Genomic DNA, 13598 nt, shown 5'->3' with positions numbered 1-13598 from the left:
AAAATTAACCTTTTGCTTTAGCGATAATATCTTCAGCAACGTTTTGAGGAGTAGCTTGATATTTCTCTAATTCCATAGAAGAAGTAGCTCTTCCTGATGAAAGTGTTCTTAGAGTTGTTACATATCCAAACATTTCAGAAAGTGGAACTGAACCTTTGATCACAACGGCACCGTTCTTTTCTTCTTGTCCACTGATTGTACCTCTTCTCTTGTTAAGGTCACCAATGATGTTACCCATATATTCTTCCGGAGTTACAACCTCCAGTTTCATAATAGGCTCCATAATTACTGGCTTAGCAGCACGTCCCGCTTCTTTAAATCCTAATTTTGCAGCCATCTCAAAAGAAAGTGCATCAGAATCCACCGCGTGGAAAGATCCGTCTTTAAGAACTACTTTAATACCTTCAACTTCGAAACCAGCCAAAGGACCGTTCTTCATTGCAGCTTTAAAGCCTTTTTCAATTGCAGGAACAAATTCTCTAGGAACGTTACCACCTTTGATCTCATTAACGAATTCTAAACCAACTTTACCTTCCTCAGCAGGTCCTAGTTCAAATACGATATCAGCAAATTTACCTTTACCACCAGATTGTTTTTTGTAAACTTCTCTGTGCTGAGCAACTTTTGTAAGATTTTCTTTGTATTCTACCTGAGGCTGACCTTGGTTTACTTCTACTTTGAATTCTCTTCTCATACGGTCAACAATGATATCTAAGTGAAGCTCACCCATACCAGAGATAATCGTTTGTCCAGAAGCCTCGTCAGTTCTAACCGTAAACGTTGGATCTTCTTCAGCCAATTTAGCTAATGCATTACCCATTTTATCTTGGTCAGCTTTAGTTTTAGGCTCAACAGCGATACCAATTACCGGATCAGGGAAAACCATCGATTCAAGAACGATTGGGTTTTTCTCGTCACACATTGTATCACCAGTTTTGATAGATTTGAATCCTACCGCTGCACCAATATCTCCTGCTTCAATATATTCTACAGGATTCTGCTTGTTAGCGTGCATTTGATAGATTCTAGAGATTCTTTCTTTATCTCCTGAACGAGTGTTCAAGATATAAGAACCTGCATCTAATCTTCCAGAGTATGCTCTGAAGAATGCCAATCTTCCTACGAAAGGATCGGTAGCAATCTTAAATGCTAAAGCCGCGAAAGGCTCGTTTACGTCTGGTTTTCTTGTAATTTCAGCGTCAGTTCTAGGGTCAGTACCTTTGATATCATCTTTATCCAATGGTGAAGGCAAATATTTACATACTGCATCCAACATAAACTGTACTCCTTTATTCTTGAATGAAGAACCACAAGTCATTGGGATAATAGATAAATCAATAGTAGCTTTTCTAAGCGCCGCGTTGATTTCTTCTTCAGAGATAGAATCCGGATCTTCGAAGAATTTCTCCATCAAAGTCTCATCGTAGTCAGCAACAGCTTCTACTAATTTTTCTCTGTATTCTAAAACTTCATCCTTCATGTCTTCAGGAATTGGCACTACTTCAAAAGTTGCTCCTTGTCCTGCTTCATCCCAGATGATCGCTCTGTTTTTAATTAAATCAACTACACCTTTGAAATCTTCTTCAGCACCGATTGGTAAAACGATTGGAACTGCATTTGATCCTAACATTGTCTTAACCTGGTTTACCACGTTAAGGAAGTCAGCACCTTGTCTGTCCATTTTGTTTACGAATCCCATTCTTGCAACTTTATAGTTGTCAGCAAGTCTCCAGTTTGTTTCAGACTGAGGCTCTACTCCATCTACTGCAGAGAATAAGAATACCAATCCATCCAATACTCTCAAAGATCTGTTTACTTCTACTGTGAAGTCAACGTGTCCCGGCGTATCGATGATGTTGAAGTGATAAGGTTTAGTTTCAGGTAGTGGTTTCCCTTGGTCTGTTGGGAAATTCCAAGAACAAGTAGTCGCTGCAGAAGTAATAGTAATACCTCTTTCAGCTTCCTGCTCCATCCAGTCCATTGTAGAAGCACCATCATGCACTTCTCCAATTTTATGGTTTACCCCTGTATAGAATAAAATTCTTTCTGTAGTGGTAGTTTTACCTGCATCAATGTGAGCAGCAATACCAATATTTCTTGTAAATTTAAGATCTCTACTCATTTCAGATTAGAATTTAAAGTGTGAGAAAGCCTTGTTAGCTTCCGCCATTTTGTGAGTATCAGATTTTTTCTTGTAAGCAGCACCTTCTTCTCTTGAAGCAGCTACCACTTCATTAGCCAATTTCAAAGCCATAGACTTATCATTTCTAGCTTTTGAATATTTGATTAACCATTTCATTGCCATAGAAATTTTTCTGTCAGCTCTGATTGGCATAGGAATCTGGAAGTTTGCTCCACCTACTCTTCTAGAACGTACTTCTACGTGAGGCATAACGTTAGTCAATGCATCTTTCCAGATTTCAAGGGCAGTTTTTTCAGTTTCTCCTTTTTTAGTTTCTACGATATCCAATGCATCATAGAAAATTTTGAATGCGATAGACTTTTTACCGTCTAGCATTAAGTTATTTACAAATCTAGTTACCAATTGATCATTAAATTTTGGATCTGGTAACAACGGTCTTTTTTTTGCTTTTGTCTTTCTCATTGTCTTGTACCTTATTTAATGATTATTTTTTCTTTCCTTTAGCTGGCGCAGCTGCTGCCTGACCTGGTTTTGGTCTCTTAGCTCCGTACTTAGATCTTCTCTGCGTTCTTCCATTTACACCTGCGGTGTCCAATGCTCCTCTTACGATATGATAACGTACTCCCGGTAGGTCTTTCACCCTTCCTCCGCGTACCAATACTATCGAGTGCTCTTGAAGATTATGTCCTTCGCCCGGGATGTAGGCGTTAACTTCTTTACCGTTTGAAAGTCTTACCCTTGCAACTTTTCTAAGTGCAGAGTTAGGTTTCTTAGGAGTGGTAGTATATACTCTCGTACATACACCTCGTCTTTGTGGACAAGAATCAAGTGCAGCCGATTTACTCTTCTTGGTAAGTGCGACTCTTCCTTTTCTAACTAATTGTTGAATAGTAGGCATTTAATTGCTTTTTATTTTAAGGTGCAAAAATAGTAATAATTTTTTAACTGACAAGATGTTATGACCAAATAATCTTTAATATTTTTATCAAAGTTTTAAAAGTCTAAATAAGTCGATGAATCATAATATTGAAAGGAAATTTCAGTCTAAAGTAAGTTCAGACGTGTACAAAACTTCAGATTTTTTGCGAATGGTATCATATTTAAGCCATTTTATCTTCGGATTTACACTTCCCGCCATACTTTCTTTAAGCTTACCTTTTTGGCTATTTGTATGTTCATATTGAAAGGATTTATCGATTAAGGAAATATGATAAATCGTTAAGGTTTTCAGGTTTCTTTCATTATTAAATAAATATTTTTTACCCTTAAATTTTGGCATTTGAGCTTTAACTTGATTTCTTTTTTCCAAATAATTGGCAGGAGTTTTCAAGCTGTACAAAGTAAGAAACGCAAGAAAAAAACATGCTGTTCGCCAAATCAGTTTGTCATTTTTCTGGTATTTAAAATATAAAATAAGAAACGAAAAGTACAGACAAAAATTAGCCGCCGACAACATTCTTACATTCATTTCCTCAATTTGCTGAAACCATCCCGAAACCAATAAAGAAACAGAATATACAGCCGCAACAGTCCACAATAAAACATGAAAATAATGCAGTGAAGTTTCTTTTGCTTTTTTGTAAAATTTAAGTAAATAAACAAAAATAAATACGTCTATTATTAAGATCAAAAACTGAAACGTCAAACTTGCAAAGCTATTTGAAGCAGGCTTCAGGCCGATAAAAGGATCAATAACGTTGCTAATTCCCAAAAGATCACGCAATATATATACAGGAAGCATCTCGCCTGGCGAGCCTCTTAAATTTTCGCCTGTAAAGCTGTTAAATTTCAGGAAATTAAATAACAAATAGCTTCCGATTCCTACGCCTGAAAATACTAAAAACAGTAAAAACCCATGCTTAAATCTTTTGTCTTTTATTTTAAAAAAACAAAGCGCAAAGAAAAACATGATTCCTAAATAAATATAAATTCCCGAATATCTCACGCTAAACATCGCAATCATCATTAAAGACGCCAAAACGACATTTTTATAAAAACTACCCGAACCTGTAAATAGCTGATGAAGAAAATAAATAAGGAAATAAAATAAAAAGACAAAAGGACTTTCTGAAGCAGCTTGCGTAAAAGCAAAAAAGAAAGTTTTTCCTGCAAAAAGCAAAACCGTTTCCCTAAAATAAAACTTTTTATGCCAAGAAAATAAAAGAATAATTAACGTAAATAATAAATTCAGACCTTTATAAGACCAAAAATAATCCTGAAATAAAAAATAAAAACTTTTCAGCATCAACGGAAAACCCAGCGGAAAAAGATTAGTTTCAGGATTTGGAAAATCTGCAGCAATGCCAAAATACGACAAACTATCCGCTCCTATTCCGCCATACGGAACAAAAAAAGATTGTAAAAAATAAATAACAACAACTATTACAGCTAAAATCTTATATTTTTTCATCTTTAAAATCAAAGTCACAATATTAAGAATTATCTTTTTAACTATTCTGAAAATTTCAACAATAGCTATCATCAATCGAGACAAAACATTTTCGGCACAATATTTCCTGCAATTAGAGATATTAAAAAATAGACTTATGAAAAATGCAAGTATTATCGGTCTGCAGGAAGCCGACTGTAAAAACATTTCACAAAAACTCAATATCCTTTTAGCCAATTATTCGGTTTTTTATCAAAATACAAGAGGTTCGCACTGGAATATTAAAGGTGATCAATTTTTTACCCTTCATCCAAAATTTGAAGAATTATACAACAGTTTGGTTTTAAAAATTGACGAAATTGCAGAAAGAATATTGACTTTAGGAGCTACACCTGCGCACAATTATTCAGATTATCTGCAGGTTTCTACCATAAAAGAAAGCAAGGAAGTGAGCGACGGAAACAAAAGCGTTGAGATTATCCTAAATTCCTTTAAAGTAGTTATTGATCTGCAAAGAGAACTTCTGGATATTACAGAAAAAGCGGGTGACGAAGGTACCAATTCTCAAATGAGCGACTATATTACGGAGCAGGAAAAAGAAGTCTGGATGTACAATTCGTATTTGGGTAAATAACAAAATTACTTTTCTTAAATTTCAAAATCGTCTTTCAAAAAGGCGATTTTTTTTATTTATTTTATTAAATTTATTTATTAAAATTTAAATATGTCCGAAATACGTCTCAACTCCATTCTAGATAATGATTTTTATAAAATTACCATGCAAAATGCCGTGGTAAAACTTTTTCCGAGCCAAATTGTAAAATATGAATTTATCAACCGTGGAAAACACTATTTCCCGGAAGGATTTGATGCCGCTCTGAAAGAAATCGTAAACAAAATGGCAGAACTGAAATTAACCAAAGACGAAAAAAAATACCTCGCCAGAACTTGCCCGTATTTAGATTTGCCGTATTTAGACTTTCTGGAAGGATATCATTATGATCCTTCTGAAGTGAAAATTATTCAGACCGGTAATGATGTATCAGTTACCGTTGAAGGCCTTTGGTACAGGACGATTTTGTGGGAAGTTCCTTTATTGGCTTTAATCAGCGAGCTGCATTACGAAATGAATCACATGGAAAGAGATGCGAACGATATTGTAATGAACAGAACTTTGGAAAAAGCAGATTCGTTGAATAAATTAGGTGTGAACTTCGCTGAATTCGGAACCCGAAGAAGGCATTCTTATAAAGTGCAAAATTTGGTTGTAGAAGCTTTGACACAGAAAAGAGATTCTACATTTATCGGAAGTTCTAATGTGCATTTTGCCATGAAATATGGTGTAAAACCCATCGGAACGCATGCTCACGAATGGTTTATGTTTCACGGAGCCGAATTTGGATTTAAAATGGCCAACGAATTGGCGCTTGAACATTGGGTTGATGTCTATCGTGGCGATTTGGGAGTTGCTCTTTCAGACACCTACACGACTGATGTTTTCTTTCAGCAGTTTGATAAAAAATTTGCTAAGCTTTTCGACGGAGTGCGCCACGACAGCGGAGATCCGTTTGAATTTACCGACAAAACAATTGCACATTACCAAAACAACGGAATCAATCCTTTATTCAAATATATTATTTTTTCAGATGGGCTGAATCTTGAGCGGGTTGAAGAAATCACCAATTACTGCAAAGGAAAAATAGGCGTTTCTTTCGGTATCGGAACCAATCTCACCAATGATGTCGGTTTAAAACCAATGAATATTGTGATGAAATTAATTGGCGTTCAGTCTTTAAATAAAGAATGGATTCCAACCGTAAAACTTTCAGATGAACACGGGAAATACACGGGCGATCCAAAAATGATCGAGCTGGCGAAAGAGTTTTTAAGAATAAAAGATTAATACAAATCTATTCTGCTGCTTTATTTTTATTTGAATATTTTAAAATTAGAATTAAGTTTTATTTTATTAAATTAGCTTATTATCAAATCATTAAAACTTATTCTATGAAAAAACTGAATTTAACAAAGCTTTCAAGAAAAGCACTAAAAGAGATCAAAGGAGGAAATGACCTTCAACCAGCTTTAATCTGCAATTGTAGCGGAGAAGCTTTAATTATGTGCCGACGGAACTGTTTCAATGACAGATTATATTTGCGCAGAAAATGGAAAGTGTATTGCAAATACAGGTTTTTGTAATAACGAACCTGTTTTAGAACCAGTTTAAAATTAAAATTTTAGAAAATCTACAAAATGATAAAGCCTCGTAATAATTTATGAGGTTTTTTGTACTTAATAATTCTTAACAACTTATCAATTCTTAATAGTTTCAAAAAAATTAAATTAAACTTCCCTAAGCGCAAAATAATTTTTTGTTTCGTAATTTTGAAAAATGGAAATGACTTATCTGATCATCGGATTTTTTGCAGGCGGAATTCTTGGGGCAATTATTTTATATTTTGTCTTAAAATCGTCGATGGTTTCGAGGAATTCTTATGATGAAATCAATCATTTACATATTAAAATTAATTCTGATCTTGAAAATTCAAATCTCAAAATCGTTGAGTTAAATCAAATTATTCAAAATGAAAAAGAAATATATCTTCAGCAATCGGATCTTTTTAATGATCTGAAAAGTGAATTTTCAAAAATTTCGGCGGAATATTCTTCTTTACAATCACAATTTCACGACCAAAAACAAAACAGCCTGAAACAAATTTCACAAATTGATATTCTTCAAAATGAAAAACAACAGCTTTTGGCAAAAAACGCTGAACTTTCGGCAATTAATGAAAGCTTAAAGACTTCTCTCGAAACTCAGAAAGAAGAAGTTTCAAAAATTCAGGAAGAAGGAAAACTGCATTTCGAAAATCTGGCCAATAGAATTTTAGAGGAAAAAACAGAAAAATTCACCACGCTTAATCAAAATAATCTTAAAAACATTCTCGATCCTTTTCAGGAAAAAATTACTGATCTTAAAAATAAAGTAAATGAAGTGTATGAAAAGGAAAATAAAGAACGTTTTTCTCTTGGCGAAAAAGTAAAGGAACTCGCACAGCTGAATCAACAAATTTCGGAAGATGCAAAAAAACTGACAAAAGCATTAAAAGGTGAAAGCAAAACGCAGGGAAATTGGGGAGAAATGATTCTTGAAAGCATTCTTGAAAAATCCGGACTGGTAAAAGGAAGGGAATATTTTCTGGAACATGAGCTTCGTGATGAAGATAATAAAGCTTTGTTTTCGGAATTTTCAGGCAAAAAAATGCGTCCCGATGCGGTTGTAAAATATCCTGATGATAGAAATGTAATTATCGATTCTAAAGTTTCTTTAACGGCTTTCACAGAATTGGTGGACGAAAATGACACGGATATTTATCATATTAAGCTGAATCAGCATTTGTTATCTATTAAAACCCACATTAATCAGCTGAGCCAAAAAGCATACGACGATTACGGGAAATCTTTGGATTTTGTGATGATGTTTATTCCGAGCGAACCCGCTTATATTGCCGCGATGCAGGCTGATCAAAATCTTTGGAATTTTGCGTATGAAAAAAGAATTTTACTTTTAAATCCAAGCAATCTTATCACTTCATTAAAGTTGATTGCCGATCTTTGGAAAAGAGAATATCAAAACAGAAATTCGATGGAAATCGCGGATCGCGGCGCCAAATTGTACGATAAATTTGTAAGCTTTGTAGATAATCTTGAAAAAGTAGGCCGAAATCTTGATCAAGCCAAAAATGTTTACAATGATGCATTTAAACAATTGTCGACCGGAAATGACAATCTGGTTATTCAAACTCAAAAACTTAAATCTTTAGGAATAAAAAACAAAAAAGAACTTCCCCAAAGTTTGATTGAAAATTCCGACAACTTATTAGAATCTTAACATGATTGAAAGCTTTCAGAACGAAAAAATAAAAAATATCACCAAACTTTTAACCGACAACCGATTCAGAAAAAAATCAGGGGTTTTTGTGGTGGAAGGACAACAGGAAAACGAAAGAGCTCAGAAATACAATTTTGAAGCTACAGAATTTTTTGTTTGTGAAAGTATATTTAAAGGTCAAAATCCTAAAGAGAAAATACATTATGTTTCTGAAAAAGTGTACGAAAAAATAGCGTATCGCGGAAGTTCGGAAGGGATTATCGGTATTTATAAAGCTAAAGACGCTGAATTAAATACTTTTAAACCTAAAGAAAATTCAACCATCATTATTGTTGAGGGCGTAGAAAAACCCGGTAATCTGGGCGCAATTTTACGAAGTTGCGAAGCTTTTGGGATTGATGCCTTAATTGTTGCTGATGCAAAAGTAGATTTTTACAATCCTAATGTGATCCGTTCAAGTGTTGGATGCTTATTTGGTATGGACGTTTTTCAGGCTGAAAACCATGAAGCTTTTGAATTTCTGCAAAATAATGAATTCAACATTTACACAACAATTATGGATGAAAGCTCTGAAGATTTATTTAAAAGAGATTTCACAAAAAAATCCGCAGTTTTATTCGGAACGGAACATTCCGGATTAAGTGATTTCTGGTCCGGAAAAGGAAAAAACACTTTGATTCCTATGGCCGGAAGCATTGATTCCCTAAATCTAAGCAACGCAGTGGCTATTACCTGCTACGAAACCTTAAGACAAAAGAAATAAACTAAAATAGAAGACATAAAAAAACCGCTTCGCTGAGCGAAACGGTTCTTTTATTTTTAGCAGATACTAATTACTTAGTTGCAGCTTTAGCAGAATCAGACTTAGCTTCAACGCTATCTTTCATTGCATCAGCGCTAGCTTTAGTAGAATCGATAGTTGCGTTAGCAGTAGAATCGATATTGTTCTGTAAAGAATCAGCGTTAGCTTCGATTGAATCAGATCCTTCAGTAGCAGTAGCTTCTGTTTTTTTACAAGCAACTAAAGAAATTGCAGCGATAGCAGCTACGAATAATGACTTTTTCATAATAAATTAAATTTAATTTTGTTAATATTGTTTTTTAAATCTTCTCTTGTTCGGTTAATTGAACATGACAAAGGTATAGCAGATGATAAATTTGTTTATGAAAAATAATTGTAATACATTTGTAAAACAATTTTACAAATAAATAGTACTGATATTCAACGTTTTAATTATTTTTAAGAAAATTGACAGATCTAGATATATTACACTTTGAGCAGCTGAAAAAGGATGTGCAGGCTCAATTTCTAAAAGAACATACCCCTTCTTATGATGATATATCTAAATGGAAGGGTATAGATATTATATATTTTCAGGAAGACCTCCGAAAAAAGGCTAAAGGAAACATTAGCGAAAAATCTTTTTACACCTATTTTAAAAATTCACCAGTAAGCAAACTGCCACGTATTGATATGCTTAATTTATTGAGTATTTATGGGGGTTACGTATCATGGTACGAGTTTAAAAAACAACATCTTTTTGCCGGAGAATTGCTACAGGACGAGAAAGATCTAAGCGAAGAAGATTTGCGAGAATTGGAGAAAACAGTCTCAAATACTCAGAATCTTCCTAAAACAGATATTGAGTCCGCAAAAACAGAACAAATACCATCTGAAAATAATGATTTACAAAAAACAATATCTGATAATCAGTTAATTGTAGAAAACCTAGCTGCAAAATCTCTTCAACAAGATTATGGTATTAGGCCCGTAAAAAGAAACTACCAAAGAACCGCTTGGATTGCCGCAACATTAGTTTTTTTGATTTTACTTGGTCTTTTAGGTTTTAAAGATGAAATATTTCAGAAAACATATACTTATTGTTTTACGGATGCCGACAGAAATCAAAAAGTACAGAGCACAATAGAAATAAAGGTCATCAAACAAAACGAATCGCCTTTGTTTTACAGAATAAAACCGGGTGAATGTTTTTATTATCAGACTAAAGATAAAAACCTTCGAATGCAGATCAGCTCGACGGTGTATGAAAACCTGGAAATAAATCGTAATCTTCAAAACGCGCCAGACGAAGAAATTATAGAACTCAAGCCCGACGATTATAAAATGGCGGTATTTTATTACTCCACAAAAGATGTTTCAGGAAATCCTTCTGAGCAGATTAATATCAAAAGGCGCCAACTCGAAAGCCGTATCAGCAATGATGCTGTCATTTCTCAAGTTTATGATAATGAAATTTATGGAATTGAGACTTTAGACAAGCAAAAATACATTACACTGGTAACGACACCTACAACTTCACTAAAAAACCTTTCTGTTATTGAAATGAAAAAAGACAAAAAGGGTAAAATAGTGTCAATCAAATTTAAAATCTCGACCAATGAAAGCAATAAATAAACTTTGGATTCTTATCATATTGTTTGGTGCATTGACTTCTTGTGTGAAAAAAGAAGACCCGACAATCAGCGATTTAGATAAATTAAGAAACAGCAATAACAAAAAAACATATCCCGCCGTACAAATGGACAGCGTGCAGGTAATTCACGATATTACCACTCAAAAAGTTGAGCAGCTTTTAGAGCTTTCAACATTGTACCTTTCCGGAAACAGAAACACAGATATTGACACTATTATTTATTCGCAGATGCAGGGATATTTTCACAAACCCGACAGCATGACTTTTAAGCCACTTTTTAAAGAACTGGAAAGCCTAAAAGTAAAAAGCGTCAAGGTAAATAATCTAAAAGTTTATAAAGAAATACAGAATCAGGACACGCTGGATTTAGCAAAATTCAATGTTGAGTATTTTGACAATAAAAACAGATCAATCGGCACATTCGAAAAAAATGCACAATATACTTTGGTTTCAAAGCCTATAAAATTTAAAAAAGAGTTTAAATTTTATTTCGTTAATTTTTATCAGGAACCTGTAAAAAAAGACAGCGCTTCAGTTGGAGTTACGAGATAATCTAGTGGAATATCATTTTCCCATACGTCATCAATCATATCATCGGGGTCAAAATAATTGACTCCGATTTTTTTTGACCCAGGTGAAACAGTTTCAAAGAAATTATCATAAAATCCTTTGCCATAACCTACTCTGTTTCCTTTTTTGTCGCAATATAATAGCGGAGTAATAATAAAATCGAAATCCTTAATTTCAGAATCTATGCTTGAAATCGGCTCTGAAATCCCCCAATTGTTGGTTTCAAACTTTGTTTCAGTAAAAATTTCAACAGCAATTAATTTCGTATCAACAATTTTAGGAACAAAAACCCTAATGTTGTGGCTCAAAAAATAATTAATAAAAATTTGAGTATCAATTTCCTTAAACTTTTCAATCGGAATAAAAATGTGAACTTTTTGTCCGGGAAAAGGTTTAAAATGATTAATGAAATTTTGAAAAATTCTTTCAGATAAAAAGAAAACCTCATCCTTTAAAAGAGACTTTCTTTTTTCGAGATATAATTTTCTGATTTCTGATTTTTTCATTACCTAAATTTAAACATTGCGCTCCGTAGGAGCGCAACCTCTTATTGAAAATTTCTACAGACATAAAACTCCTACTGAGTTTTTAAACATTTGTTTTCAGTTATCCAAGAATTTTATATAATTTGTCTGATAAACGGATTCTAAACGGAACCTCAAAAGTAATCTGATCGCCTTTTTTTGCCTTTTCGCACGGATTTCCGTTTGCAAAAAGTTCAGTAATCGTAAATTCCTTTTCACCTGTTGTCGGTCCGGAAATCAATACTTTATCACCTACTGAAAGTTCTTTATTTTCGATTAAAAACTGTCCGATTTTTGATTTTGAGTAATAATGTTCTCCCTTTCCAATCAGAACTTTTTTGACAGCTATTTTTTGACGAATATTCTTTGTTTCAGCTTTTGCTAAAGGTTTAGTTGGCAAATCGCCTGACTTTTTAAATTTCAAAGCATCAGATTTTCCTTTCCTGAACACTTTATTTCCAACCTGTAAACCTTTTCTTAATTTTGCCTGCTCTTCTAAAGGCAAATGTATAATGTCCAGACACTCTGTAGAACAGCAATTTTCCATTGCAGCCTTACATTCGTCACATTGAATAAACAACAAATGACAAGCATCATTGAAGCAATTGGTATGATTGTCGCAAGGTTTGCCGCATTGATGGCATTGCGAAATAATATCGTCTGTAATCCGCTCGCCTAATCGATGATCAAATACAAAGTTTTTACCTATAAATTTGCTTTTTATACCTTCTTCTTTTATTTGACGCGTGTATTCAATAATTCCGCCTTCAAGTTGATAAACGTTTTTGAAACCCTGGTGTTTGAAGTAAGCGCTGGCTTTTTCACAACGAATTCCGCCTGTACAATACATTAAAAGGTTTTTATCTTCTTTAAAATCCTGTAATTGTTCGTTGATGATTGGCAAACTTTCTCTAAAAGTTTCTACATCTGGAGTAATTGCGCCTTCAAAATGACCGATTTCACTTTCGTAATGGTTTCTAAAATCGACAACAATCGTATTCGGATCTTCAAGCAAATTGTTAAATTCCTGTGCTTTCAGATGAATTCCTTTATTGGTAACATCAAAAGAATCATCATTCAAACCGTCGGCAACAATTTTATTTCTTACTTTAATGGTCAATTTTAAAAAAGAATGATCGTCTTGCTCAATCGCTACGTTTAAACGAATGCCTTTCATAAAATCATATGCTTCCAGCGTGTCGCGAAAAGCCTCAAACTGATCCGCAGGAACACTCATCTGAGCATTGATTCCTTCATGAGCAACATAAATACGGCCAAGAGCGTCGAGCGCATTCCAGGCTATAAATAATTCATCGCGGAAGTTTTTGGGATTTTCAATTTTGGCGTACGCATAGAAAGACAAAGTAAAGCGCTGCTTACCGGCTTCATCAATAAGTTGAGCTCTTTCTTCTGCGCTTAAGGTGTTATACAGTTGCATGCTATAAACGTTTTAAGTGAGAAAAATATTTTTGCAAAGATAATAATTTCAATTGAGAGATAAAACCAGAACTAAATGATGGTAAAAATGTCAGTATTCCTTTAATTAATTCTTAAGCATTGTTAATAATTTTCTCAATAATTATGACTTAATGTATAAAATGGCATAATTCTCGTTAAATTTTAGTTAAAATTGAAACATAGCATG

14 protein-coding genes are annotated in these 13598 nt (G+C 33.9%); 7 read left to right on the top strand and 7 right to left on the bottom strand.

The window, feature by feature from the left end:
- Positions 1–4: 4 nt before the first annotated feature.
- The 4 genes from fusA to AC6CHK_RS03280 form a co-directional block, all read right to left on the bottom strand.
- Positions 5–2122 carry an elongation factor G gene (fusA, locus tag AC6CHK_RS03295; RefSeq protein WP_498093519.1) on the bottom strand — a complete coding sequence of 706 codons (2118 nt, stop codon included), beginning with the start codon at positions 2120–2122 and terminating at the stop codon, positions 5–7.
- A gap of 6 nt (positions 2123–2128) precedes the next feature.
- Positions 2129–2605, bottom strand: coding sequence for a 30S ribosomal protein S7 (gene rpsG, locus AC6CHK_RS03290; RefSeq protein WP_498093517.1), 477 nt, complete (start codon positions 2603–2605; stop codon positions 2129–2131).
- 22 nt (positions 2606–2627) lie between these two features.
- Positions 2628–3041 carry a 30S ribosomal protein S12 gene (gene rpsL, locus AC6CHK_RS03285; protein ID WP_031503575.1) on the bottom strand — a complete coding sequence of 138 codons (414 nt, stop codon included), beginning with the start codon at positions 3039–3041 and terminating at the stop codon, positions 2628–2630.
- A 141-nt stretch (positions 3042–3182) separates the two neighbouring features.
- Positions 3183–4553, bottom strand: coding sequence for a hypothetical protein (locus tag AC6CHK_RS03280; protein ID WP_498093514.1), 1371 nt, complete (start codon positions 4551–4553; stop codon positions 3183–3185).
- Positions 4554–4689: 136 nt separating this feature from the next.
- Here AC6CHK_RS03280 and AC6CHK_RS03275 point away from each other — a divergent pair, with 136 nt between their 5' ends.
- From AC6CHK_RS03275 to AC6CHK_RS03255, 5 genes are all read left to right on the top strand, one after another.
- Positions 4690–5166 carry a Dps family protein gene (locus AC6CHK_RS03275; protein ID WP_498093512.1) on the top strand — a complete coding sequence of 159 codons (477 nt, stop codon included), beginning with the start codon at positions 4690–4692 and terminating at the stop codon, positions 5164–5166.
- Between the two features lie 90 nt (positions 5167–5256).
- A complete protein-coding gene (gene pncB / locus AC6CHK_RS03270; protein ID WP_498093510.1) occupies positions 5257–6435 on the top strand; it encodes a nicotinate phosphoribosyltransferase in 1179 nt (392 codons plus the stop codon).
- A 104-nt stretch (positions 6436–6539) separates the two neighbouring features.
- Positions 6540–6731, top strand: coding sequence for a hypothetical protein (locus AC6CHK_RS03265; RefSeq protein ID WP_498093509.1), 192 nt, complete (start codon positions 6540–6542; stop codon positions 6729–6731).
- A 193-nt stretch (positions 6732–6924) separates the two neighbouring features.
- A complete protein-coding gene (locus AC6CHK_RS03260) occupies positions 6925–8424 on the top strand; it encodes a DNA recombination protein RmuC (RefSeq protein ID WP_498093508.1) in 1500 nt (499 codons plus the stop codon).
- Position 8425: 1 nt separating this feature from the next.
- Positions 8426–9187, top strand: a complete 762-nt coding sequence (locus AC6CHK_RS03255) for a TrmH family RNA methyltransferase (RefSeq protein WP_498093506.1) — start codon at positions 8426–8428, stop codon at positions 9185–9187.
- 70 nt (positions 9188–9257) lie between these two features.
- Here AC6CHK_RS03255 and AC6CHK_RS03250 read toward each other — a convergent pair whose 3' ends face one another.
- The gene (locus AC6CHK_RS03250; RefSeq protein ID WP_498093505.1) at positions 9258–9491 is read right to left on the bottom strand and encodes a hypothetical protein; all 234 of its coding nucleotides are present in this window, start codon (positions 9489–9491) and stop codon (positions 9258–9260) included.
- Positions 9492–9673: 182 nt separating this feature from the next.
- On the opposite strand from AC6CHK_RS03250, the gene AC6CHK_RS03245 reads away from it, so the two are divergent.
- Positions 9674–10840, top strand: a complete 1167-nt coding sequence (locus AC6CHK_RS03245) for a hypothetical protein (RefSeq protein ID WP_498093503.1) — start codon at positions 9674–9676, stop codon at positions 10838–10840.
- The gene (locus tag AC6CHK_RS03240) at positions 10824–11411 is read left to right on the top strand and encodes a hypothetical protein (protein WP_498093502.1); all 588 of its coding nucleotides are present in this window, start codon (positions 10824–10826) and stop codon (positions 11409–11411) included. Before AC6CHK_RS03245 ends, AC6CHK_RS03240 begins: the two co-directional genes overlap by 17 nt.
- On the opposite strand, the gene AC6CHK_RS03235 is transcribed toward AC6CHK_RS03240, so the two are convergent.
- Together AC6CHK_RS03235 and trhO are read right to left on the bottom strand one after the other, a co-directional pair.
- Positions 11363–11935, bottom strand: coding sequence for a 5-formyltetrahydrofolate cyclo-ligase (locus AC6CHK_RS03235; protein WP_498093501.1), 573 nt, complete (start codon positions 11933–11935; stop codon positions 11363–11365). The two genes, AC6CHK_RS03240 and AC6CHK_RS03235, sit on opposite strands and share 49 nt — an antisense overlap.
- A gap of 100 nt (positions 11936–12035) precedes the next feature.
- Positions 12036–13391 carry an oxygen-dependent tRNA uridine(34) hydroxylase TrhO gene (trhO, locus tag AC6CHK_RS03230; RefSeq protein ID WP_498093499.1) on the bottom strand — a complete coding sequence of 452 codons (1356 nt, stop codon included), beginning with the start codon at positions 13389–13391 and terminating at the stop codon, positions 12036–12038.
- Positions 13392–13598: the final 207 nt, after the last annotated feature.

The organism is Chryseobacterium sp. GQ58 (assembly GCF_059758895.1).
This window is presented reverse-complemented; position numbering and strand designations above follow the sequence as displayed.